At 66.5% G+C, this 24,209-nt stretch carries 23 protein-coding genes and 1 tRNA gene; 16 read left to right on the top strand and 8 right to left on the bottom strand.

The window, feature by feature from the left end:
- Positions 1-38 precede the first annotated feature (38 nt).
- From steA to xerD, 5 genes are all read left to right on the top strand, one after another.
- Positions 39-1,220: a putative cytokinetic ring protein SteA gene (steA, locus tag P6281_RS14640; protein WP_009955069.1), complete on the top strand. Its 1,182-nt coding sequence runs from the start codon at positions 39-41 to the stop codon at positions 1,218-1,220.
- Positions 1,221-2,165: a copper transporter gene (locus tag P6281_RS14635; protein ID WP_201408858.1), complete on the top strand. Its 945-nt coding sequence runs from the start codon at positions 1,221-1,223 to the stop codon at positions 2,163-2,165.
- A 124-nt stretch (positions 2,166-2,289) separates the two neighbouring features.
- The gene (locus P6281_RS14630) at positions 2,290-4,041 is read left to right on the top strand and encodes a CTP synthase (protein ID WP_014382727.1); all 1,752 of its coding nucleotides are present in this window, start codon (positions 2,290-2,292) and stop codon (positions 4,039-4,041) included.
- Positions 4,034-4,657, top strand: a complete 624-nt coding sequence (locus tag P6281_RS14625; protein WP_014382726.1) for an NUDIX domain-containing protein — start codon at positions 4,034-4,036, stop codon at positions 4,655-4,657. The genes P6281_RS14630 and P6281_RS14625 overlap by 8 nt, the downstream gene beginning before the upstream one ends.
- Entirely contained in the window at positions 4,654-5,595 is a 942-nt protein-coding gene (gene xerD, locus P6281_RS14620; protein WP_008257558.1) for a site-specific tyrosine recombinase XerD, read from the top strand. Before P6281_RS14625 ends, xerD begins: the two co-directional genes overlap by 4 nt.
- Before the next feature lie 101 nt (positions 5,596-5,696).
- On the opposite strand, the gene P6281_RS14615 is transcribed toward xerD, so the two are convergent.
- On the bottom strand, positions 5,697-6,446 hold the full coding sequence (locus P6281_RS14615) for an O-methyltransferase (RefSeq protein ID WP_201359482.1): 750 nt from the start codon (positions 6,444-6,446) through the stop codon (positions 5,697-5,699).
- A 234-nt stretch (positions 6,447-6,680) separates the two neighbouring features.
- Between P6281_RS14615 and P6281_RS14610 the strand changes: the two genes are divergently transcribed.
- From P6281_RS14610 to P6281_RS14580, 7 genes are all read left to right on the top strand, one after another.
- Complete coding sequence (locus P6281_RS14610; RefSeq protein WP_008257550.1) at positions 6,681-7,544, top strand: ParA family protein; 864 nt, start codon at positions 6,681-6,683, stop codon at positions 7,542-7,544.
- A complete protein-coding gene (locus P6281_RS14605) occupies positions 7,541-8,359 on the top strand; it encodes a segregation/condensation protein A (protein WP_008257548.1) in 819 nt (272 codons plus the stop codon). Before P6281_RS14610 ends, P6281_RS14605 begins: the two co-directional genes overlap by 4 nt.
- Positions 8,359-9,183 (top strand): SMC-Scp complex subunit ScpB, encoded by an 825-nt coding sequence (gene scpB / locus P6281_RS14600; RefSeq protein WP_442757125.1) that lies wholly within the window; start codon positions 8,359-8,361, stop codon positions 9,181-9,183. Before P6281_RS14605 ends, scpB begins: the two co-directional genes overlap by 1 nt.
- Complete coding sequence (locus P6281_RS14595) at positions 9,183-9,926, top strand: pseudouridine synthase (RefSeq protein ID WP_008257544.1); 744 nt, start codon at positions 9,183-9,185, stop codon at positions 9,924-9,926. Before scpB ends, P6281_RS14595 begins: the two co-directional genes overlap by 1 nt.
- Positions 9,923-10,594, top strand: coding sequence for a (d)CMP kinase (gene cmk, locus P6281_RS14590; protein WP_139826592.1), 672 nt, complete (start codon positions 9,923-9,925; stop codon positions 10,592-10,594). Before P6281_RS14595 ends, cmk begins: the two co-directional genes overlap by 4 nt.
- Complete coding sequence (der, locus tag P6281_RS14585; protein ID WP_008257539.1) at positions 10,591-11,991, top strand: ribosome biogenesis GTPase Der; 1,401 nt, start codon at positions 10,591-10,593, stop codon at positions 11,989-11,991. Before cmk ends, der begins: the two co-directional genes overlap by 4 nt.
- Positions 11,992-12,174: 183 nt before the next feature.
- Positions 12,175-12,248: transfer RNA gene (locus tag P6281_RS14580), tRNA-Pro, on the top strand.
- Positions 12,249-12,288: 40 nt separating this feature from the next.
- Here the strand turns inward: P6281_RS14580 and P6281_RS14575 are convergent.
- The 3 genes from P6281_RS14575 to P6281_RS14565 all read right to left on the bottom strand — a co-directional run bounded on the left by P6281_RS14575 (position 12,289) and on the right by P6281_RS14565 (position 14,342).
- Complete coding sequence (locus P6281_RS14575; protein WP_033720053.1) at positions 12,289-13,494, bottom strand: tyrosine-type recombinase/integrase; 1,206 nt, start codon at positions 13,492-13,494, stop codon at positions 12,289-12,291.
- Positions 13,494-13,703: a helix-turn-helix transcriptional regulator gene (locus P6281_RS14570; RefSeq protein ID WP_008257535.1), complete on the bottom strand. Its 210-nt coding sequence runs from the start codon at positions 13,701-13,703 to the stop codon at positions 13,494-13,496. The genes P6281_RS14575 and P6281_RS14570 overlap by 1 nt, the downstream gene beginning before the upstream one ends.
- Before the next feature lie 204 nt (positions 13,704-13,907).
- Positions 13,908-14,342: a hypothetical protein gene (locus tag P6281_RS14565; RefSeq protein ID WP_008257533.1), complete on the bottom strand. Its 435-nt coding sequence runs from the start codon at positions 14,340-14,342 to the stop codon at positions 13,908-13,910.
- 1,364 nt (positions 14,343-15,706) lie between these two features.
- On the opposite strand from P6281_RS14565, the gene P6281_RS14560 reads away from it, so the two are divergent.
- Positions 15,707-16,000 (top strand): hypothetical protein, encoded by a 294-nt coding sequence (locus P6281_RS14560; RefSeq protein WP_129560197.1) that lies wholly within the window; start codon positions 15,707-15,709, stop codon positions 15,998-16,000.
- Positions 16,001-16,562: 562 nt separating this feature from the next.
- Positions 16,563-16,841, top strand: coding sequence for a helix-turn-helix domain-containing protein (locus P6281_RS14555; protein ID WP_036428947.1), 279 nt, complete (start codon positions 16,563-16,565; stop codon positions 16,839-16,841).
- A gap of 468 nt (positions 16,842-17,309) precedes the next feature.
- Here the strand turns inward: P6281_RS14555 and P6281_RS14550 are convergent, their stop codons facing one another.
- The 4 genes from P6281_RS14550 to P6281_RS14535 form a co-directional block, all read right to left on the bottom strand.
- Positions 17,310-18,476 (bottom strand): AAA family ATPase, encoded by a 1,167-nt coding sequence (locus P6281_RS14550; protein ID WP_008257524.1) that lies wholly within the window; start codon positions 18,474-18,476, stop codon positions 17,310-17,312.
- A gap of 266 nt (positions 18,477-18,742) precedes the next feature.
- Positions 18,743-18,940, bottom strand: coding sequence for a hypothetical protein (locus P6281_RS14545; protein WP_008257522.1), 198 nt, complete (start codon positions 18,938-18,940; stop codon positions 18,743-18,745).
- Positions 18,941-19,125: 185 nt separating this feature from the next.
- Positions 19,126-20,396 (bottom strand): IS3 family transposase gene (locus P6281_RS14540; protein WP_085978347.1). Its coding sequence is split into 2 segments (ribosomal slippage): positions 19,126-20,123 and positions 20,123-20,396, totalling 1,272 coding nucleotides; the frame shifts between segments, so codons are not numbered across the junction.
- Between the two features lie 761 nt (positions 20,397-21,157).
- Positions 21,158-21,493: a hypothetical protein gene (locus P6281_RS14535; RefSeq protein WP_226057880.1), complete on the bottom strand. Its 336-nt coding sequence runs from the start codon at positions 21,491-21,493 to the stop codon at positions 21,158-21,160.
- Between the two features lie 88 nt (positions 21,494-21,581).
- Between P6281_RS14535 and P6281_RS14530 the strand changes: the two genes are divergently transcribed.
- Together P6281_RS14530 and istB are read left to right on the top strand one after the other, a co-directional pair.
- Positions 21,582-22,943: a Mu transposase domain-containing protein gene (locus tag P6281_RS14530; protein ID WP_008257509.1), complete on the top strand. Its 1,362-nt coding sequence runs from the start codon at positions 21,582-21,584 to the stop codon at positions 22,941-22,943.
- Positions 22,940-23,791 carry an IS21-like element helper ATPase IstB gene (istB, locus tag P6281_RS14525; RefSeq protein ID WP_008257435.1) on the top strand — a complete coding sequence of 284 codons (852 nt, stop codon included), beginning with the start codon at positions 22,940-22,942 and terminating at the stop codon, positions 23,789-23,791. Before P6281_RS14530 ends, istB begins: the two co-directional genes overlap by 4 nt.
- Positions 23,792-24,209: the final 418 nt, after the last annotated feature.

Raw genomic sequence — 24,209 nt, 5'->3', positions numbered from 1 at the left:
CCCCGCGTCGTCCGCGCATCACCGACAGAATCGCCCCCATGAAGATGTCAGGCCTGCTTTCCCGTAATCCCGCCCGGCCGGGCCTCGTCGGCACTGCCCGCGTTGACCGCAACATCGACCGATTGCTGCGCAGGGTCTGCCCCGGCGACATCGTCGTGCTCGACATCCTCGATCTGGATCGCATCACGGCGGACGCCCTGGTGGAGGCCGACATCGCCGCCGTCGTCAACGCCTCGCCGTCGGTGTCGGGCCGCTACCCCAACCTGGGGCCCGAGGTCCTGGTCAACAACGGGGTCACGCTGATCGACGAGGCCGGACCCGACGTCTTCAAGAAGGTCAAAGACGGCGCCAAGATCCGCCTGCACGAGGGCGGGGTGTACGCCGGCGACCGGCGGCTGGTCCGCGGCACCGAGCGCACCGACCACGACATCGCCGATTTGATGCGGGAGGCCAAGAGCGGCCTGTCCGCCCATCTGGAGGCGTTCGCCGGCAACACCATCGAGTTCATCAAGAGCGAGAGCCCGCTGCTGATCGACGGCATCGGCATCCCCGACGTCGACGTCGACCTGCGCCGCCGGCACGTGGTGATCGTCGCCGACGAGCCCAGCGCCGAGGACGACCTCAAGTCGCTCAAGCCGTTCATCAAGGAGTATCAGCCGGCGCTGATCGGGGTGGGCAGCGGCGCGGACGTGTTGCGCAAGGCGGGGTATCGCCCGCAGGTGATCGTTGGCGACCCCGACCAGATCAGCACCGACGCCCTGAAGTGCGGGGCCCAGGTCGTGCTGCCCGCTGACGCCGACGGGCACGCGCCGGGGCTCGAACGCATCCAGGACCTGGGCGTCGGCGCGATGACGTTCCCGGCCGCGGGGTCGGCGATCGATTTGGCCCTGCTGCTGGCCGACCACCACGGCGCCGCGCTGCTGGTGACCGCCGGCCACACCGCCAACATCGAGACGTTCTTCGACCGCACCCGCGCCCACAGCAACCCGTCCACGTTCCTGACCCGGCTGCGGGTGGGGGAGAAGGTGGTGGACGCCAAGGCCGTGGCCACCCTGTACCGCAACCACATCTCGGCGGGGGCCATCGCGCTGCTGGCGCTGACGATGCTGATCGCCGTCATCGTCGCGCTGTGGGTGTCTCGCACCGACGGTGTGGTGCTGCACTGGGTCACCGACTACTGGAACCACTTCTGCCTGATGGTGCAGAAGTGGGTCACCTAGATGATCTCGCTGCGCCAACACGCCCTGTCGCTGGCCGCCGTGTTCCTGGCGCTGGCCGTGGGCGTCGTGCTGGGTTCCGGCTTCCTGTCGGACACGTTGCTGTCCAGCCTGCGTGACGAGAAGAAGGAGCTCAACACCCAGATCAGCGGGCTCAACGACCAGAAGAACGTGCTGAACGAAAAGCTCAGCGCGGCAAACAATTTCGACACCCAGCTGGCCGGCCGGATCGTGCACGACGCGCTGGCCGGCAAGTCGGTGGTAGTGTTCCGCACCCCGGACGCCAAGGACGACGACGTGGCCGCGGTGTCGAAGTTCATCGGTCAGGCCGGCGGGACGGTGACCGGGACGGTGTCGTTGACGCAGGAGTTCGTCGAGGCCAACTCGGCGGAGAAGCTGCAGACGGTGGTGAACTCGTCGGTGCTGCCCGCCGGACAGCAGCTGAGCACCAAGCTCGTCGACCAGGGTTCGCAGGCGGGTGACCTGATGGGCATCGCCCTGCTGGCCAATCCCGACCCCGCGGTGCCCCCGGTGGACGACACCCAGCGCAACACCGTGCTGGCGGCGCTGCGCGACACCGGCTTCATCACCTATCAGGCGAGCGATCACATGGGCGCGGCCAACGCCGCGCTCGTCGTCACTGGTGGCGCGCTACCGCAGGACGCCGGGAACCAGGGGGCGAGCGTGGCGCGGTTCTCCGCCGCGCTGGCCCCGCACGGCTCGGGCACGCTGCTCGCCGGGCGCGACGGTTCGGCGACCGGCGGCGCCGCCGTCGCGGTGGCCCGCGCCGACGCCGGCCTGAACTCCGCGATCAGCACGGTCGACGACGTGGACGCCGCGCCGGGACGCATCACCGCGGTGCTCGGCCTGCACGACCTGCTGGGCGGCGGTCACGCGGGCCAGTACGGCACCGGTCACGGGGCGACGTCGATCACGGTGCCTCAGTAGCGGGCGTGTTCACCGCGGCTCGGCGCCGTGGATGTTAGGGTGGGTTTCCGTGGGTCGGCAGGCCCATCTAGTTGTTCGCTAGAAACATTTTTCAAGCCCTGCCCGTCTTCACGGAGGTCGCCTGTTGCGAAAGCACCCGCAAACCGCCACCAAGCACCTCTTCGTCAGCGGGGGCGTCGCATCCTCGTTGGGTAAGGGATTGACCGCCAGCAGCCTCGGTCAGCTCCTGACGGCGCGCGGGCTGTACGTGACGATGCAAAAGCTCGATCCGTACCTCAACGTCGACCCGGGCACCATGAACCCGTTCCAGCACGGCGAGGTCTTCGTCACCGAGGACGGCGCCGAGACCGACCTCGACGTCGGCCACTACGAGCGCTTCCTGGATCGCGATCTGTCCGGCTCGGCGAATGTCACTACGGGGCAGGTGTATTCGAGCGTCATCGCCAAGGAACGCCGCGGTGAGTACCTCGGCGACACCGTCCAGGTGATCCCACACATCACCGACGAGATCAAAGGGCGCATCATGGCGATGGCCCAGCCCGACGCGCAGGGCAACCGCCCCGACGTGGTCATCACCGAAATCGGCGGCACCGTCGGTGACATCGAGTCGCAGCCCTTTCTGGAGGCGGCCCGCCAGGTGCGCCACGACCTGGGTCGCGAGAACGTCTTCTTCCTACACGTCTCGCTGGTGCCCTACCTGGCCCCGTCGGGTGAACTCAAGACCAAACCCACGCAGCACTCCGTGGCCGCGCTGCGCAGCATCGGTATCACCCCGGACGCGCTGATCCTGCGCTGCGACCGCGACGTTCCCGAGGCGCTGAAGAACAAGATCGCGCTGATGTGCGACGTCGACATCGACGGCGTCATCTCCACCCCGGACGCGCCGTCGATCTATGACATTCCGAAGGTGCTGCACCGCGAAGAACTCGACGCCTATGTGGTGCGCCGGCTCAACCTGCCGTTCCGCGATGTCGACTGGACCGAATGGGACGACCTGCTGCGCCGGGTGCATGAGCCGCATGAAACGGTGCGAATCGCCTTGGTGGGCAAGTACGTTGAACTCTCCGATGCCTACCTGTCGGTCACCGAGGCGCTGCGCGCCGGCGGTTTCAAGCACCACGCCAAGGTCGAGTTGCTCTGGGTGGCGTCCGACGACTGCGAGACCGGGCCCGGTGCGGCGGCGGCGCTGGCCGACGTGCAGGGTGTGCTGATTCCCGGCGGGTTCGGCATCCGCGGCATCGAGGGCAAGCTCGGTGCCATCCACTACGCGCGCGCCCGGGGCCTGCCGGTGCTGGGCCTGTGCCTCGGGCTGCAATGCATCGTGATCGAGGCCGCCCGCTCGGCCGGCCTGACCGAGGCCAACTCGGCCGAATTCGACCCAGACACACCGGATCCCGTCATCTCCACGATGGCCGACCAGGTCGACATCGTCGCCGGCGAGGCCGACCTCGGCGGCACCATGCGGCTGGGCGCCTATCCCGCCGTGCTGGAACCGGATTCGATTGTGGCCCAGGCGTATGGCGCCACGGAGGTGTCCGAACGCCACCGGCACCGCTACGAGGTCAATAACGCCTACCGCGACAAGATCGCGGAAAGCGGCCTCAGGTTTTCCGGCACCTCACCCGACGGTCACCTGGTCGAGTTCGTCGAGTACCCGCCGGACGTGCACCCCTTCATCGTCGGCACGCAGGCTCATCCGGAGCTCAAGAGCCGGCCCACCCGGCCGCACCCGTTGTTCGTCGCGTTCGTCGGGGCGGCCCTCGAATACAAGGCCGGCGAACGGTTGCCGGTGGAAATCCCCGAGCAGTCGTCCAACGGCATCCAGCATCGGGACAGCGCCGCGCGGCCCATACCTGAGCCCGCGTCCCGTGGCTGAACACGTCTTCTCCACGGCGTCCTCCGAAACGCTGTACACCGGAAAGATTTTCGCGCTGCGCAGCGACCGGGTGCGGATGCCGGGCGACACCACCGCGGTGCGCGAGGTCGTCGAGCACTACGGCGCCGTGGCCGTCGCGGCGCTGGACGCCGACAACAACATCCCGCTGGTCTACCAGTACCGGCACGCGTTCGGGCGGCGGCTCTGGGAGTTGCCCGCCGGGCTGCTCGACGTCGCGGGGGAGCCGCCGCAGCAGACGGCCGCCCGCGAACTCCACGAGGAGGTCGGCCTGCGGGCGGACACCTGGCGGGTGCTGGTCGACCTCAACTCCGCGCCGGGCTTCAGCGACGAATCCGTACGGATTTATCTGGCCACCGGGCTGACCGAGGTGGGCAGGCCCGAGGCGCACCACGAGGAAGCCGACATGACGATGACCTGGGTTCCCATCGCGGAGGCCGCCCGTCGGGTGTTCAGCGGCGACATCGTGAACTCGATTGCCATCGCGGGGATCTTGGCGGCCCACGCCGTCACCGAGGGGTTCGCGCAGCCGCGGCCGGTGGACAGTCCCTGGATCGACCGGCCGACGGCGTTCGCGGCCCGAAAGGCCGGGCCATGACGACGGTGGCGCTGGATTCCCAACTCCAGGGTTACCTCGACCACCTCACGATCGAGCGCGGCGTCGCGGCGAACACCCTGAGCTCGTATCGCCGCGATTTGCGCCGCTACACAAAACACTTGTCGGACCGTGGAATTCACGATCTGGCCAAGGTGGGCGAGGACGACGTCAGCGAGTTCCTGGTGGCGCTGCGCCGCGGCGACCCCGAGACCGGGGCGGCGGCGCTGTCGGCGGTGTCGGCGGCGCGGGCCCTGATTGCGGTGCGCGGCCTGCACCGCTTCGCCGCCGCCGAGGGGCTGGCCGAACTCGACGTGGCCCGCGCGGTCCGCCCGCCCACGCCCGGCCGCCGGCTGCCCAAGAGCCTGACCGTCGACCAGGTCTTGGCGCTGCTGGAGGGCGCGGGGGGCGACAGCCCGGCCGACGGCCCGCTGACCCTGCGCAACCGCGCGCTGCTGGAGCTGCTGTATTCGACCGGCGCGCGGATCTCCGAGGCCGTCGGCCTCGATGTGGACGACGTCGACACGCAGGCCCGCTCAGTGTTGTTGCGCGGCAAGGGCGCTAAGCAGCGGCTGGTGCCGATCGGGCGCCCCGCCGTGGCCGCGCTGGACGCCTATCTGGTGCGCGGACGTTCGGATCTGGCGCGCCGGGGGCGCGGGACGCCGGCCATCTTCCTCAACGTCCGCGGCGGGCGACTGTCGCGTCAGAGCGCGTGGCAGGTCCTGCAGGACGCGGCCGAGCGCTCCGGCATCACCTCGGGGGTGTCGCCGCACATGCTGCGGCACTCGTTCGCCACGCATCTGCTCGAGGGCGGCGCCGACGTGCGGGTCGTGCAGGAGTTGCTCGGGCACGCCTCGGTGACGACGACGCAGATCTACACCATGGTGACCGTGCACGCGTTGCGCGAAGTGTGGGCCGAGGCCCACCCGCGGGCGCGATAATCCGCGCTCGGGCGCGCTCCCTTTGCGTCCCCCGCCGAACGTGGAGTTGTTGCGCGAAAACGGCGAAATCGTCGACAACAAGTCGACGCTCGAGCGTCAGTTCAGCCCAGGAATTCGGACTCCAGCACCAGGTCGGACACCAACGATTGGTACTCGAGGTGGGTCTTGTGCTCGACGGTGTTCCACCGCGTGCCCTGATGCCGGTGCATGTACCCGCGGTACTTCGGTGCGCCCGGCACCCGCACATTGTCGGCGACCACGATCGAGCCCGGATGCAGCCAGCCCCGATCCAGGATGCTCTTCAGGTCGTCGAGGTAGGCGTCCTTGTCGTGATCGAGGAACACGAAATCGAGTGCGCCAGCGGCAAACCCGTGTTCGGCCAGCGCATCCAGGGTGCGGCCGCCGTCGCCGATGGTGCCGACCACACACGTCACACGGTCGGCCACGCCGGCATGCGCCCAGATCTGGCGGGCGTTGGCGGCGTTGGCCTCGGCGAGTTCGACCGAGAACACCTTGGCCTTCGGCGCGGCCCGGGCGATGCGCAGCGCGCCGTAGCCGCAGTAGGTGCCCAATTCGAGCGCCAGCGCCGGATCGGCGCGCCGCACCGCGGCGTCGAGCAGCAGTCCCTTCTCGTCGCCGACGTTGATCAACATCGACTTCTCGTAGGCGAACTTGTCGATGGTCGTCAGCACGTCGTCGACGTCGCCGGCCCGGGCGTTGCGCAGCACGTATTCGACGGCGGCGGCTTCGCGCCCGTCGCCGATCTGGCCCGTGGTGGTGATGTTGCGATTCCCGACGGCCATCCGCCAGACCGACCACCGCAGCAGGGGTATCCGTCGCTTGAGATCCATAGGGGCCACGATAGGCCGACCGCCGGCGGTGCCCTCGCTGGCGACAGCTTTTCGCGGCCGGCATATCGCCCCCAAACTGGTGCTGCTGTGACTGGAGTGAATAGGCTGTCGGGATGTGCGTTTCACCACCGATTTCCGCTCATATTGGCTGGTTAATTGCCTGCGGGTCGCCGGGTTTCGGCGCGCGGACCCGTTAGACTTTCGGTCGATGTTCACCTCCCGAACACCCCCGCCATGACCGAGCAGCCGGACAACGGCGTCGAGCTCGGCCTGACCGGGCGGCCGCCACGGGCGATCCCGGAGCCACAGCCGCGCACCTCGCACGGCCCGGCCAAAGTCGTCGCCATGTGCAACCAGAAGGGGGGCGTCGGGAAAACCACGTCGACCATCAATCTGGGTGCCGCGCTCGCCGAGTACGGCCGCCGGGTGCTGCTGGTGGACATGGACCCGCAGGGCGCGCTGTCCGCCGGCCTGGGCGTCCCGCACTACGAGCTGGAAAAGACCATCCACAACGTGCTGGTGGAGCCGCGCGTGTCGATCGACGACGTGCTGCTGCAGACCCGGGTCAAGCACATGGATCTGGTGCCGTCCAACATCGACCTGTCGGCCGCCGAGATCCAGTTGGTCAACGAGGTGGGACGCGAGCAGACGCTGGGCCGGGCGCTGCACCCGGTGCTGGATCGCTACGACTACGTGCTGATCGACTGCCAGCCGTCGCTGGGTCTGCTCACCGTCAACGGCCTGGCCTGTTCGGACGGGGTGGTGATTCCCACCGAGTGCGAGTACTTCTCGCTGCGCGGTCTGGCGCTGCTCACCGACACCGTCGACAAGGTGCGCGACCGGCTGAACCCGAAGCTGGAGATCAGCGGGATCCTGTTGACCCGGTACGACCCGCGCACGGTCAACTCGCGCGAGGTGATGGCCCGGGTGGTGGAGCGGTTCGGCGACCTGGTGTTCGACACCGTCATCACCCGCACCGTCCGGTTCCCGGAGACCAGCGTGGCCGGCGAACCCATCACCACGTGGGCCCCGCGATCGACCGGGGCCATCGCCTATCGCGCGCTGGCCCGCGAATTCATCGACCGATTCGGCGCGTGAACGCGACCGCAAATGGTGAGGCGCCCCAGCAGAACGGCTTTCAGGTCCGCCTGACCAATTTCGAGGGGCCGTTCGATCTGCTGCTGCAGCTGATCTTCGCCCATCGCCTGGACGTGACCGAGGTGGCACTGCACCAGGTCACCGACGACTTCATCGCCTACACCCGCGAAATCGGTCCCCAGCTGGAGCTCGAGGAGACCACCGCGTTCCTGGTGGTGGCCGCGACCCTGCTCGACCTGAAGGCCGCCCGGCTGCTGCCGGCCGGGCAGGTCGACGACGACGAAGACCTGGCGCTGCTGGAGGTGCGCGACCTGTTGTTCGCCCGGCTGCTGCAGTACCGCGCGTTCAAGCACGTCGCCGAGATGTTCGCCGAGCTGGAGGCCACCGCGCTGCGCAGCTACCCGCGCGCCGTGTCGCTGGAGGACCGGTTCACCGAGCTGTTGCCCGAGGTGATGATCGGCGTCGACGCCGACCGCTTCGCCCAGATCGCGGCGATCGCGTTCAGCCCGCGGCCCGTCCCGACAGTGTCGGTGGCGCACCTGCACGAGGTGCAGGTCTCCGTCCCCGAGCAGGCCAAGAAGTTGCTGGCGATCCTTCAGGCGCGGGGCAGCGGGGCGTGGGCGACGTTCTCCGAGCTGGTCGCCGATTGTGAGGCGTCGATGGAGGTGGTCGGGCGGTTCCTGGCGCTGCTCGAACTGTATCGGTCGCGGGCGGTAGCATTCGACCAGTCAGAGCCGCTTGGCGTGCTCCAAATTTCGTGGACCGGGGAACGTCCGGTCAGTGAAGCCTTGGTAGAAGTGCGGGACGAATCATGATGGGCGCCGGTGACGACGCAGAGCGCGGCGATGCGGAGGAACGGCGCTTCGGCACCGCCGGTGACGACGCAGAGCGCAGCGATGCGGAGGAACGGCATCTGAACGGTGCGGAGCCCAGCGACGCCGCGCAACCCGAAGTCGACCTGGATTCCGACCTCGACGTGGGCATCCCGGACATCGCCGAGGCCGCGCCGATGGAGTCCGAGGAACTCGGCTCGGTGCTCGAGGCGCTGCTGCTGGTGGTGGACACCCCGGTCACCGCGGAGGCGCTGGCGTCCGCCACGCAACAGCCGGTGTATCGGATCGCCACCAAGCTGCAGGAGATGGCCGAGGAACTGACCGCGCGCGACAGCGGCATCGACCTGCGGAAGAACAGCGAGGGCTGGCGCATGTATACCCGCGCCCGGTTCGCGCCGTACGTGGAAAAGCTGCTGCTGGACGGCGCGCGGTCCAAGCTCACCCGGGCCGCGCTGGAGACGCTGGCCGTGGTCGCCTACCGCCAGCCCGTGACGCGTGCGCGGGTGAGCGCGGTGCGCGGCGTCAACGTCGACGCGGTGATGCGCACGCTGCTGGCGCGCGGCCTGATCACCGAAGCCGGGGTGGACGACGACAGCGGCGCGACGACGTTCGCGACCACCGAGCTTTTCTTGGAGCGCCTGGGGCTGACGTCGCTGGCCGACCTGCCGGACATCGCGCCGCTGCTGCCCGACGTGGACACGATCGAGGATCTCAGCGAATCCCTGGACAGCGAGCCACGTTTCATCAAACTTTCCGGCGGCCAGGCGGCCGACCCGGCGCTGACCTTCGACGTGGACCAGGATTGATGGTCGAAGCTGAGGGGATCCGGCTGCAAAAGGTGTTGTCCCAGGCCGGAATTGCGTCGCGGCGGGCGGCCGAGAAGTTGATCATCGAGGGCCGCGTCGAGGTGGACGGGCAGGTGGTGACCGAATTGGGCACCCGCGTCGACCCGGACGTCTCGGTGATCCGTGTGGACGGGGCCCGGATCGTCCTCGACGATTCGCAGGTGTATCTGGCGCTGAACAAGCCGCGCGGCGTGCACTCGACCATGTCGGACGACCGCGGGCGGCCGTGTATCGGTGATTTGATCGAACGGCGAGTTCGCGGGAACAAGAACCTGTTTCACGTCGGGCGCTTGGACGCGGACACCGAAGGGCTGATCCTGCTGACCAACGACGGTGAACTCGCGCACCGGTTGATGCATCCCTCCCACGAGGTGCCCAAGACGTACCTGGCGACGGTGACCGGGTCGGTGCCCCGCGGTGTCGGCAAGGCGCTGCGTGCCGGGATCGAGTTGGAGGACGGTCCCGCGCGGGTCGACGAGTTCGCGGTGGTGGACGCGATCCCGGGTAAGACGCTGGTGCGGGTCACGTTGCACGAGGGCCGCAATCGCATCGTGCGCCGGCTGCTGGCGGCGGCCGGGTTCCCGGTGGAAGCGTTGGTGCGCACCGACATTGGGCCGGTGTCGCTCGGCAAGCAGCGCCCGGGCAGCTTCCGGGCGCTGGGCCGCGACGAGATCGGGCAGCTCTACAAGGCGGTGGGCCTGTGAGTGGGGTAGTGGTGGCCATCGACGGCCCGGCGGGTACCGGAAAGTCTTCGGTGTCAAAGGGATTGGCGTGCGCTTTAGGGGCCCGCTACCTCGATACGGGGGCGATGTACCGGATGGTGACGCTGGCCGTGTTGCGTGCGGGCGTCGATCCGGGCGACGTCGACGCGGTCGGCCGGGTCGGGTCGACGGCGCAGCTGTCGGTGGACGGCGATCGGTGTTTGCTTGCCGGAGAGGACGTTTCCACCGAGATTCGGGGGGATGCCGTCACCGGCGCCGTCTCGGCGGTGTCGGCGGTGCCCGCGGTGCGCGCCCGGCTGGTCGAGTTGCAGCGCGAGATGGCCGCTGGGCCGGGTGATGTCGTCGTCGAGGGCCGCGACATCGGCACCGTCGTCCTGCCCGACGCGCCGGTGAAGATCTTTTTGACCGCGTCGGCAGAAACGCGGGCGCGTCGGCGCAACGACCAGAACGTGGCGGCCGGGCTGGCCGACGACTACGACGCCGCGCTCGCCGACGTCCGCCGTCGCGACCATCTGGATTCCACGCGGGCGGTGTCGCCGCTGCGGGCCGCCCCCGACGCGGTGGTCGTCGACACCAGCAAGATGACCGAGGCGCAGGTGATCACCCATCTGCGGGACTTGGTCGACCAGCGAAGCGGGGCGGTGCGGTGACCCAGGACGGCACATGGAGTGACGAAAGCGACTGGGAATCCGTCGAATTCGGCATCGACGAACAGGAGGAGGCCGGCCCGGCGCCCGTGGTGGCGGTGGTGGGCCGGCCCAACGTCGGCAAGTCCACGCTGGTGAACCGGATCCTGGGCCGTCGCGAAGCGGTGGTTCAGGACATCCCGGGCGTCACCCGCGACCGGGTGTCCTACGACGCGCTGTGGACCGGCCGCCGGTTCGTCGTGCAGGACACCGGCGGATGGGAGCCCGACGCCAAGGGGCTGCAGCAGCTGGTGGCCGAGCAGGCCTCGGTGGCCATGCGCACCGCGGACGCGGTGATCCTGGTGGTCGACGCCGTCGTCGGCGCCACCTCGGCCGACGAAGCCGCCGCCCGGATCCTCCTGCGGTCGGGAAAGCCAGTGTTCCTGGCCGCCAACAAGGTTGACAGCGACAAGGCCGAAGCGGACGCGGCGATGTTGTGGTCGCTGGGGCTCGGTGAGCCGCACGCGATCAGCGCCATGCACGGCCGCGGGGTGGCCGATCTGCTTGACGAGGTGCTGGCCGCGCTGCCCGCGGTGTCGGAGGTGGGCCCCAAACCCGGTGGCCCGCGGCGCGTGGCGCTGGTCGGTAAACCCAACGTGGGCAAGAGCTCGCTGCTGAACAAGCTAGCCGGCGATCAGCGCTCGGTGGTGCACGATGTCGCGGGGACGACGGTGGACCCGGTGGACTCCCTCATCGAGCTGGGCGACAGGGTGTGGCGGTTCGTCGACACGGCGGGTTTGCGGCGCAAGGTCGGTCAGGCCAGCGGCCACGAGTTCTACGCATCGGTGCGCACGCACTCGGCCATCGACGCGGCCGAGGTGGTGATCGTGCTGATCGATGCGTCGGACCCGCTGACCGAACAGGACCAGCGGGTGCTGTCGATGGTCATCGAAGCCGGCCGGGCCCTGGTGCTGGCGTTCAACAAGTGGGACCTGGTCGACGAGGACCGGCGCGAGCTGCTGGAGCGCGAGATCGACCGCGAACTCGTGCAGCTGCGGTGGGCGCCGCGCGTCAACATCTCCGCCAAGACCGGCCGCGCCGTGCAAAAGCTGGTGCCGGCCATGGAGACCTCGCTGGCGTCGTGGGATGCGCGGATCGCCACCGGCCCGCTGAATTCCTGGCTGAAAGAGGTGGTGGCGGCCACCCCGCCACCGGTGCGCGGCGGCAAGCAGCCGCGGATCCTGTTCGCCACCCAGGCCACCGCCCGGCCCCCGACGTTCGTGCTGTTCACCACCGGCTTCCTCGAGGCGGGCTATCGGCGTTTCCTGGAGCGCCGGCTGCGCGAGACCTTCGGCTTCGAGGGGTCGCCGATGCGGATCAACGTGCGCGTGCGCGAAAAGCGGGGCGCCCGGCGGCGCTGAGCGCCGGGGCTCTCGCGACGGTGTCGGTCACTTCCGGACCAGGTGGTGATTCTCGAACCCGATAGCGCATGCGCTAGCACGTTGGATGACGAGGCGCTGGTCGCCCAGACGCTGGGCGCCTGGCGAATTGGTGGAGCGCTTACGGTAGGCTTTCGACCTGCTGCCGGTGGAACCACTGGCGCGCGGGCTGTGGCGCAGTTTGGTAGCGCACTTGACTGGGGGTCAAGTGGTCGCAGGTTCAAATCCTGTCAGCCCGACTAGACAGAATATGCCCTGGCCTGCGGTGACGCGATTAGGTCAGGATGAGATGACGCGGAGTTGGGGACCATTTGGGGACCACAAGTGCCGCTCAAGCAGGTCGCCCGCCTTGATGACGGATTGCCGGTCGGGGTGCAGATAGCGCTGGGTCGTTGTCAGCGCTCCGTGACCGGCGATCTTGCGGAGGATGTGTACCGGGACACCTGCATCGGCCATCCACGTCAGTCCCGTATGCCGTAAGCCATGGCGCGTGAGCTTTTCGTAGCCGAGCTGGGTGACCACGGCGTCCCAAGAGGTTGCGTCGCGCAGCGTGGCTGTGGTGATCCTTCCGCCCCTGGGGCCGACGAAGAGCCGCGCATCGGGGTTGCTTGCGACGACGTCCATCCGTCGCTGGACGAGTTCGCGGACAGCCGGGATCAACGGGACTTCGCGCGCACGTTTGCCCTTAGTGTTCTTGTCCACCAAGCCACCCGGCGATGGGGTGGTCTGACGGCGTACCGTCCATATCCACTCGTGGGTGTTGATGTCGCGCACCAGGCATCCGGCCACTTCGCCGATGCGGGCGGCCGTGCACGCCTCGAAGATGACTGCGTCACCCCAACCCCGATAACGGCCCGCCGACCGGGCGACGAGTGCATCGGCGAGGGTGGTGAGGGCAGTCCAGTTCGGGAGCGCAAGTGCCCGTGGATCGTCGAGTTCGTCCTCGGCGAGCTTGTATTGGCGTTGCCAACCGGAGACTCGAGCCGGATTGCGGTCAATGATGCCGTCTCGCAGCGCTTGTTCCATGATGCGGACGAGCACGGCGAGGCTGTTCTTGACAGTTGATCGACTGCATTCGTCCGCGATCCACGCGTGCACAGCTCGATCCACTGCACCGTTGGTGACCATGGCAATGGGCAGGTGCCCAAGCGTCGGGACAACGCGTTTGCGCCAGCCGGCCAGGTAGGGATCGGTGGTCTTGGACTCAAGCCCCCGCAGCGCCAATGCCATGTTCGTGGTGCCGTATTCCGCCAGCGTCGTCGTGGCCGTCTTCGGGTCGACCCCGTGCGCCGCGGCGCGTTCCATCCGGGCGGCCCAGTCGATTGCCGCTTCACGCGTTGCAAAGGACGCGGATTTCGAGGTCCGGCCCTTGGTGGCCGGATCGATCCACCGGACCCGAGCGCGGAAGGGAGCAGCCCGGCTGGGGCGCTCCTCGATGTCAACTGATAACGAAACGCCAAGTGGAAGTGTCAGTTCTTCGGCCATCACGCGACCTCGCCGGGGTCAACATGCCGACTAGACAACCAGGCCTCGACATCGTTGGAGTTATACATGTACACCCGGTCCGAAACGCGTACGAAGGCCGGGCCTTTGGGCGGATGCGACGTACGCCAGCGTCGAATGGTGGATGCGTCGACGTGGAGCAGCTCGGCAAGTTCGGCTGAGCTGTACCAGTGCCCGTCTAGCAAGGCCATCGTGCTGCGTTCCCTTCCCGCATCGGCCGGCGCGAGCTTTCGGGCGCCAGTGTCGTGCGGTACCTCGTTTCTAAAGGCTAGAGCCGGCGGTGGCGTTACGCGACGGTCGGCCGTAACGAGAATTGGCGCATGTTCCCGCGCTCACCGGTTCGGTCGGCCGTCGTGCGCCGCCGCTCCACTCCGGCTCGGTGTGTGGCCGCCGGCTTAGTAGCGACCTTTGCGGGCCGCGCGTTCTACTGCGCGGCGCTGCTGGCGGCTGAGCATGACGTCGTGCTGGCCAGCTTGGTGCAGTGGGTAAGCGGCGCTCGCCACGACAGACTCCAATTCCGCCACGCGGATTCGCAATCGCCGCAACTCCTCAGACTCACGGCGCAGGCGGGCCAGTTCCTGGTCGCGCTGATCGGCAGCGTCGACGTCAAGGCGGAGACGCTTGCGGAGCGTCTCGATCTCGTCGCGGGCCTGCCGGTACGACGGATCCTCCGACAGGACCCGGTGGAGATCTACCGAGGCCGCGAACTGCTCCATCGCGGACCGCAACTCGTCGCCGATGTCGCCCGACGCGTGCCGGTGCACAAGGGATTGCAGGAGGGTTTTGCATTGGTAGTCCGAGCTAAGAAACAGGCGCGCCAAGGTCTCCATGGAGGGCAGCGGTAGGCGCGCATCAGGGTCGGGGCGGTGCGCGCGAGGCACCTCGACGACACGCACCGCCGCGCCGGAATCAAGGGCTGCGATGCGCTCCGCGGATGCTCGCCGCCGGCAACGCGCGGAGCACCACAAAGGCCGTCGACCTGGCCCCTTATCGGGTACTTCGAAAGACGTACCGCAGCGCGGGCACACCCGTTCCGAAACCGTTCTTGCCTCCAAGACCACTGCGTCAACGCCCCTTACCACGCTGCTCCTCGAAAACGTCTGGACGAAATGTTATCAATACGAGACCTTAGTGCAAGAGGTGTGATGTTCGGCGCATAGTGAAAATTAGCAGCGCTAAATTCCAAGTAAGTGCGCCCGAGCGCACGGGTCATTTGCAGGGCAAAGAGCGTTTAGCCGGTTGACCGCCAGGAGCGGTTGAATGTGAACCGAAATAATTGGGGCGCGGATGGCTGCGCGAAGGCGCGGTGATGGTTCTTACCGGCGCGCGGCGCTTCCGCGAACCGATGGTCCTCCGTCGTGCGACCTCGAAAAACCGCGCGTCGGGTTATCCCACCACGCTCGAGGCGGCGGAGCGGCTCTGGCACGGACACGACACAGGGCACGCGGAGACGAACGGCCTTCTCGCCCTTCGTTTCGGCCGTCGACGAGGTCTACACCGAGAACGTCAATTGCGGGAAGCACACGTCGAAATGAGGCTGGTCCGCAGCGAGCCAGTCGTCGCTGACGATTCCGTGCACCACTGACAGCGGCACAGGGTCCATCGCAACTAAGGCTCGCGCTAACGCTTGCTCCATCAGCGGCAGACTACCGAGGGCCTCGGGCCCGAACGCGGGTACCGCGTGTGCCAACACGCGGTCCGCGACACGTGGAAGCCTCAACTCGCACCCGCCCGGTTTCTTGGCCGGTGAAACGCGAGGTCGGGTGTCACGATGTACGAGTGGCAGGGGAGCGGCGCGCAGTGGCGGCTTTTCCGAGCTAACGCGCCACCCTGGCGGTGGTCCCGAACAATGATGGCGGCATGTTGGCGCGAGATGGCGACGGCTGGCGGGACTGTGGTCGTGATTGGCTCGCGGAGCGGCGCAGAGTGCGGAGCGGGCAGCGGAACACCTAGCGGCTCCAGCCCCGGACCGAACGAAGGCTTGAATATCGCCCGGCATGCTGACCCACTGGGGGAGTCGTCGGCCGGCGCAGCGGGGTCCGAGCGCCTTGCCGACCGTGGGCGATGCGTCGTTTCCGGTTCTGGAAACGCTGCCGGAGAAGGCCGCCAATCGAAGCGCGCCCTACTAGTAGTACATTCGGCTCCGGAAAGGGTTGCTCCCGTGCTTGTACGGATCGCTTCAGGAAGGCGCGTTATGAGTGGTTCCAAACGGGGGCGACGTAGCGGCTCCGAGCGCCGACGTCTGACTGAGACGGTTGTCGTTCGCCTTGCACCGGCTGAAAAGAAGATCTTGGAAGAAGCGGCGGCGCGGATGGGCATTAGCATCGTCCGCCTCGTGCGCGAGTCCATCAACGGTCATATCCGCGAGCCGGTGCTGGCGACTGGCGAACGGAATGGACCACCGAACATCAAGAAGAGTGAGCGGGGTTCAGCAACCGCTGACAGTGCCTACGCCGAAGAGGTGGTTGTGCCGCTGGGACAGGACTGACGTACTCGCTGCCTCAGTGAGGCTCTTACATGCACTGGGCAGGCGAATGCCCAATTTCGGCGCCAGCATGATTTCCAGCGGCCAGCACCTCGGTCGGGCAGTATCGTGATGCGCACGAATACATCCCGGCCTGGCGGCACTTTGGCTGCATACGTGCCATGACCGACCGGCGTCTCCCTCCTCCTGAAATTGATCAAGCGTCATCGCATCAATCGCAGTGGGATCGGCACCCATTGGTTGCGCAAATGTTCGGATGCCCCCAACGCCGATTCCAGCTACCAGTTTCGTCGAGGTAGCAGATCGACTCCGTGAGCCGGTCAAGGGCATCAACGCTCAACGCCGGCAACCGAGTTGGCCCGATGCGGTAATGCAACGAGTAGCCCGTGCCTCCAGCCATGAGCTGAGCGCCTCACCCTCGGGTGGCCATGAGTTTGAAGTCGGATGGAAAAAGTACGGATAGACCCGATTGATGTCGGTCGGGGCTAAAAGACGCAAAGGCTGGCGGCGGAATGCACTACTAGTAGGGCAGACAGTTGAGCGCTGACGCCGATTACTTGAGAGCGTGCCCACGCGCCCGAGCCAAAACAGTCCGGAGCGGGTCGCCCAGTGGGAACGCTGGCGATCCGTCGTGGGCCACAACATCCGCGAGTTACGGATCCAGCAAGGGATGACTCAAGAGGCGCTTGCATTGCGGTCGGGCGTTACACGCAATGTCCTCATCGATGTTGAGCACGGCCGCCGCGGATTGCTCTATGAGCGCCTTTTCGACATCGCCGAGGCCCTGCAAGTTCCGGTAAACGAGCTATTGGTTGCGCGTGCGCGGCGCCGAAACAAGCGCTAAGCAGGTGTTTTGACGCAACCAGCGGTCTGTTTGGCGCAGGGCCGATGTAACGTCCGGTTCTCCTCGAAAGGCGCCGGTACGTTCGTCAGGCCCTGGGAGGGCAGGCGGGTGCGTCGATTACTTTGGTCGTCCTGCGCGGTCGGTTCCAACCCGAACGCCGACTCTTCGGAACAGCCACACCCAGGGCACTCTCGATCGTACTACTAGTAGTGCTACATCACATCCGTTGCTCGAACGAAAGCGCTTGCGATCACGTTATTCGGATCGCCTTGGCCGCCAATCTGCGACGCCAATCCGATTTACGATTTACGGCGCGTCGCGTCGGTTGACAAGAACATGACCGCGCAGGAGTTCAGCCATCGTTTCCCAATCGACCAAGTCTTCCAGCCCTAGCTGCGCTGATCCGTGCGCTTCTGCGAGTCCGCGGCGCCGATCAGTGACTGGTTGAGCCTAGGACTGCGCTGTTGGTCACAGGTAGTTGCCCTGGGGTAGTTCGGGTTTGAAGCGGCCGGACCGGATGGTGGCCAGGAGCGCGGTGTCGCTGACCGTCCCGGTGGCTAGGACGGTACGCCGAACGATTTCGCGGATGTCGGCGCCGTTGGTTTCGGCGTTGAAGTGGGCGGCGACTTGGCTGGCATCAATGGATTCGGCTCCGGGAATGCCCCGCAGGTAGGTGGTCAGGATCTGTGCGGCCGCCTCGCTTGTGGGATAACCGATCTCGATGATCGAGTCGAATCGTGCGGTCCGGATCGCCGCCGCGTCCAACGCCGCGACGTCGTTTGTGGAAGCCAGCGTCAAGATCGGCGCTGAGGGGTCTGTGTCCATGACAGCCAAGAACTCCGAGAGAGGACGAACCTCGCCGTGGTGGCGGCGATTGCCGACGATGAGGTCGATGTCCTCGAGCACGATCACGGTGGGCCCTAGTGCACGGGCCTCTTTGTACACGGCGGACAGCACTGATTTGCCGGCGCGGGCGTCGACATTGATCACGGTGAACGGCCCGACGAGTTCGGCGGCGATGGTTTGCGAGATCGCGGTCTTGCCGACGCCCGGCGGCCCGGCGAGCAGGATTCCGCGGCGTACTCCCAGCCCCAACTGGGTCATCAACTGCCGGTGGGTGGTCAACGCGGCGATATTGAGGTCGATCTCTTCCCATACCGACTCGGGCACAACCACGTTCGTGCGGCTAAGGGTTGGGATGTCCGTGACCTCAAGAACCAGGCCGTTGTTCTCGGATGCGGTCAACGCTCGGCCACGGTAGAGGTTTTTGGCGCCATCGGCGTCGGTCATGATCGCCTCGATCACGGCGACGGCATGACCGCGATCAGCAGGGGTGGTGTAGACCTGCAGCCGTGGCGTATCGGAATACAGCGTCGATGAACTTAGCCGGACCACGACGGGCGCGGGGGCGAGCTGGCCGGCGGTGAAGAACGCCGACAGCCGCGCAGGCGGCGCAAGGTGTTTGTCGCCAATCTCGATGTGCGCCCAGGTCGGTGGCTCATCGTCGTCGCTGGGCCCGATCGGGGGATCGAAGCGGTCGATCAACGCGGCCAGCGCCAACCCGGCCGCGACGTGTCCGATCGAGGACAGCCGCCGTGACTCACATACCAGATCCGACCCCGATCGGCCCAACATCGCATGCAGAAACCCCGCGAGGGTGACTTGCGTGGTTACCGACCCCGTCAAAATTTGGCCGACTAACTGCACTGCCCGCCGAACCGACGAATCCTCACCGGCCAACACCGCGGCTAGGGCTGATGGCTCAACGTCGGACATGCTCAGCAGTATGCCCGCACCTACCGACAGCACCGCAGGACCGGCCATCGCTGACACCTTTGGCCCGCGTGAAATAGCGGGCGCAATAGGGTCGCCGACCGTTTTCCGGCGGCGACCGGTAACAACTAGCTGCCCGGCGAGCCTTGCTGGATCACCTTGGGAACCGGTAGGCCATCTCGACGTAGGTCGCCGGGGAAGCACGGCGATGTTGCGACGATGGTCGGTGGATAGTCGGGAGGATATGCCGCCTTGATTTGTATGTGGTATCCGTCCGGGAAGTAACCGAATTGGTTGGGTTTTTCGAAGCCGTCGCGCTCGATCACCGTGATGCCCCAGCTTCGCCAAAGCTCTCCGGCGTGTGCGATGAGATCTGCCCCTTCACGCCGGCGGGCCCGATCACTTTGGCGAACAACGAAAATTCGGTGGGGCCGGGGCCGGTGTAGTTGGCATCGCAGCCGAAGTTGCTGCCGCCGATGGTTGAACCGCCCCGAGTTCGATGCACACGCGGTTATGGGTGTGCAGCCTCTGATTGGGCTGTGTTCGTAGCGTAGTAGATCGTCTCGTACTCGGTCGGTGGGATGCGGCCCAGGCGGTGCATGAGCCGGCTGGTGTTGTACCAGTGCACCCAGTCGGCGGTGAGCAGTTCCACGTCGGTCAGGCGCTGCAGGGGGCCGCGCCGGAAGGGCGAATCCGCCCGGACGGCTTCGGTCTTGTACAGCCCTATCGTTGTTTCGGCCAGAGCGTTGTCGAAGGCGTCCCCGACAGTGCCGATTGAGGCCACCAGCCCGGACAGGGTCAAGGTTTCCCCGAACCGCACCGACGTATATTGCGACCCTGCGTCCGAATGGTGAATAGTGTTGCCCATCAATGGATTGCCTTCATTGAACCGCAGTTGCGCCGCATGCCTGATCGCCTGACGCACGAACCGGTCTTCCTTGCTTGCCGAGCAGGTCCAGCCCACGATCCGCCCGGCGTAGGCATCAATGGCGAACGCGGTGTAGACGAACACCCCGGTGGCCAGGCGCACGTAGGTGAAATCCGCGACGAGCAGCACGTTGGGGGCGCGCACCCGGAACTGGCGTTTGACCAGATCCGCCGCCCGGGTCGCGGCCGGGTCGGCCACGGTGGTGCGGACCTTTTTGCGCCGGGTGACCCCGCGCCAGCCGTTGACGCGCATCAGTCGTTCCACGGTGCAGCGGGCCACGGTGATGCCCTGGCGTTGCAAGTGAGCCCACATTTTCGTGGCCCCGTACAAGGACTCCGGTTTGCGCCGGCCGTGCTCGTCGGGTTCGTAGTAGCCGGCCAGCACCTCGGTAATGACGGTGTCCCACAGGGCCCGCGCCGACGGTGGGCGGGCCAGCCAGGCATAGAAGGTTCTCGGGGCGATCACGCAGCCGTGCTCAGTGAGCACGCGGCAGATCGGAGCGACCCCGAACCGAGCACGATGCTCGGCGATGAACGCACAGATCAACGGTGTCGCGGGTCGCTCTCCCGCACGAAGAAACTTGTTGCCGCCTTGAGGATTTCGATGGTTTCCTCAAGTTCGCGGTTCTTGCGTTTGAGCTCACGCAACTCGCGCACGGTATCGGTGGGCGCCCCGTCGCGGACCCCGGTGTCGACCTCGGCCTGGTTGATCCAGCGTCGTAACGATTCATACGACACCCCCAAACGCTTGGCGACCGCGGTCAGGCAGGCCGTACGGGTGGCGTACTCCTCGGCATGGTCGCTGACCAACCGAACCGCCCGGGCCTTGAACTCCTCGTCGTACTTCTTCGGCATGATGCGAACAACCTTCCCTCGAAAGAAGGTGTGCATCGAACTCGGGGCGGTTCAGGTGTCGCTCGTGTCTAGGACGGCGCCCGGTGGCAACCCGTCGACTGTTTTCCTGCAGGTACCGAAGCACTGAGTCCTCGGCCTCTTGTTAGCTTTTCGGGATCTTCGGTGACGGCGCAATGGGTGTGGGTTCCATGGGCCCTCCTGGAATCATTGTCGCGCCGGATGGGGCTGATGGCCCCGACCCGGTGTGCTTGGTTGGATTGGTCGATGAGCATGTTGCAAGAACACCGGCGGTCAACAGAACAGCGAATACCTCGAGCAATTCGCCAGGTTTTGTCTTTACTTTCATTCTCGTGTCACTTCGGTGGTGTCGCATCGGTGCGTCCGGCGATGATGTGCCCTGTGTTATCGAGCGCGAGGTTCCCACTGTCCGAGCCACAAATACGAAACCGGAGTCGGCAGAACAGCTTGGGCTTCACCCCAACACCAACGTAACTGGTTTGCACCACCGTCAGGACCGATGAAGGCTACGTAGAAGCCATTCCGAAATTGCTGGCGAGGTCAAACCCGCGAAGGGGAGCCCGTCAGTCTTTCGCTGGACGGGCCCGCTGATTAAGAGTCAGCGGGCCCGGACGGCTGTCGGCGGATAGTGGATGGGCGGGGTAATCAGAGCGCGGGTTATGTCGACAGTAGTGGCATTGATGTCTGAGGCTCGGTCGCCTTGACGCTAAAGTCGGGGGGAGACCTCGCTGGCATGGCTGCTTTCAGGTGTGATCCAGTTCGTCGAGGTTCCCGTCAGCCCACTCTTCGGCGGACGCCATGGCTTCCGGATGATCGGACATCCATTTGCCGTGTGCCATGCATCGCCGGCGCAACTCCTCCTGGTCTGTGTCTCGCTGAGGCAACCCGACGTAAGCATAAATCTCTTCCTCGCTGAATGTGCGGCCTGCGCCGTGATCGGCTTCTGCTGCGATCAGCGAATCACGAAAGCCTGGTAGTGCCAACCAGAAGTCGGTGTCGTCGCCATCGTCGTCGGCCGACCGATCAGCCTTGACCGCGCTCACTGAAATTCCCCACTGACGCTCATCGAAAATCCCCACTCGTGTGGCTCCGCCGAGAAGGGCGGGCCCCCTTCGAAGCTTCTGGTGTCTGACGCCAGTTGCTCCATCGAAGGAGGCCCGCTTTCTCATGCTCACATGGGAGGACGATGTGGAAGTACATGCCCTACGCAAACGTGGTTGGACGATCTCGGCGATCGCCCGACACACCGGCTTCGACCGCAAGACGGTCCGCAAGTACCTGGCCGGCGACGGCAAGCCGGGGGTGCGTGCCCGGCCTGACCCTGATCCGTTCGATCCTTACGTCGACTACGTCACCGCGAGGCTGACCGAGGACCCGCACCTGTGGGCCCGCACCCTCTACGACGAACTCGAGGATCTCGGGTTCGTCCTGTCGTATCAGAGCCTGACGCGCAACATCCGCATCCGGGGTCTGCGACCTGTCTGTGAGGCGTGCCGGACCGCCACGCAACGCCCCAACGCGGTAATCCCACATGCGCCGGGTGATGAAACCCAATGGGACTGGCTGGACTTGCCCGATCCACCGGCATCGTGGGGTTGGGGCAAGGCCGCGCACCTGCTGGTCGGCTCGCTGTCGCACTCGGGCAAGTGGCGCGGCTATCTGGCCCCGAGCGAGGACCAGCCGCACCTGGTCGCCGGTCTGGACCGCGTGACCCGTGGCCTGGGAGGGTGCACGCGGGTGTGGCGCTTTGACCGGATGGCCACGGTCTGCGATCCGGGCAGCGGGCGGGTGACCGCCTCGTTCGCCGGGGTGGCCAAGCACTACGGCGTCTCGGTGGCGATCTGCCCGGCCCGGCGCGGTAACCGCAAGGGGGTGGTGGAGAAGGTCAACCACACCGCCGCGCAACGCTGGTGGCGCACCCTGGCCGACGACCTCACCGTCGAGCAGGCGCAAGCGAGCCTGGATCGCTTCGCCCGGGTGCGAGGCGACACACGCCTGCGCTCCACCGCCGACGGCCGCTCCTCGGTCGCCGTGGTGGCCAAAACCGAACCACTGCAACCGGTACCGGCGCAGGCGTATCCGGTGATCGTGGCCGAGATCCGCACCGCCTCGCGCCAAGCGATGGTGTCCTACCGCGGTAACCGCTACTCGGTGCCGCCGGAACTGGCCGCCGCCAATGTGGTGGTGTCACATCCGGTCGGCGGGCAGTTCTGCGACATCGCCACCATGAGCGGGATCGTGATCGCCCGACACCGACTGGCCGCCGACGGGCTCGGCGTCATGGTGCGTGACAGCGGCCATGTCATCGCCCTGGACGCCGTGGCAATGGCCACCGCGGCGACCGGACGCCCGCACCGCCGCAAGGAACGCATCCCACCCGGTCCGGCAGCCAAAGCCGCTGCCGCACAACTGCTTGCACTCAAGCAGCCATCCAACACCTCAAGTGAAACGTCCACTCCGTCAACCGATTCCACCGTCATCGATCTGTCCGCCTACGAGCGGGCCGCGCAGAACAGGACCATCCAATGACCCCTACTCCACGCACCAACAAGGCCCCCACCAGGACCGAGGAATCGCCATCGGCTGCGGCGAGCCGCTATCAGCAGCTGCGCTCGCACCTGGCCGAGCTCAAACTGGCCGCGGCCGCTGAAGCCCTACCGGCGGTGCTGGATCAGGCCACCGCCGAGGGGCTGTCACTGACCGTGGCGTTGGAGCGACTGCTGGCCGTGGAGGTCGAGGCCAGCACTGCCCGACGGTTGGCCGGCCGGTTGCGGTTCGCCTGCCTGCCCACCCCGGCCACCCTGGCCGATTTCGATGTCGATGCTGCCGCCGGGATCGACCGCAAGCTGATCGACGAACTGGGCACCTGCCGTTACCTGGAAACCGCGACCAACATTCTGCTCATCGGCCCACCCGGGACCGGAAAAACGCACCTGTCCGTCGGGTTGGCCCGCGCTGCCGCCCATACCGGCTACCGGACCTACTTCACCACCGCCGCCGATCTGGCCGCACGGTGTCACCGTGCCGCGATCGAGGGACGCTGGGCCACCACCATGCGGTTCTACGCCGGACCGACCCTGCTCGTAATCGATGAACTCGGATACCTGCCGCTGCCCGCCGAAGCCGCTTCGGCGCTGTTTCAGGTTGTCTCCCAACGCTATTTGAAGACCAGCATCGTCATCACCACCAACCGCGGGGTGGGTGCTTGGGGAGAAATCCTCGGCGACACCACCGTGGCCGCCGCCATGCTCGACCGCCTGCTGCACCGCTCCGTGGTCATCAACCTCGACGGCGAGTCCTACCGGCTACGCGACCACCACGACGCCGCGGAAACCCTGCGCCGGACCACCACCGGCACCCGCCAACCACTACACTGACCGCTGCTCACAGGTGAGGAATTTCGGCGAGCACACCTGGGGACTTTCGATGAGCGCCGTCAGCCTTACCACTCACGCCATCAGGGTAGTGGCCTAGCCTGACGCGGAGCAGGGGTTGGCGACTTTGACCTGTATGCCGCCGATATCGACAAGATCTACGTCGAGGGCAAGCCTAAGCAGCTGCTATCGACAATCGATCTCGCTAAGAAGCACGGCGGCTGCGCAGCGAGGTAGTCAGCGTGGACATGGAACTAACCCAGACACAGAGGTCACGAACCATTTCTGGTTTGTGACTTCATGCGTCACAGTTCGTCGAACCGCTCCATGTGGGCGAAAAGTGACTTGCAGTCCGGAGTCCCAAATGTCCGGTCTCGATCTAGTTGGCGGTCACTTACAGGGAGCGCCAGCAAGGATTCGA

Source organism: Mycobacterium sp. 5-140-3-2, assembly GCF_035666375.1.
Lineage (GTDB): Bacteria > Actinomycetota > Actinomycetes > Mycobacteriales > Mycobacteriaceae > Mycobacterium > Mycobacterium intracellulare.
The sequence above is the reverse complement of the archived record's forward strand: the minus strand, read 5'-3'. Positions and strand labels throughout refer to the sequence as shown.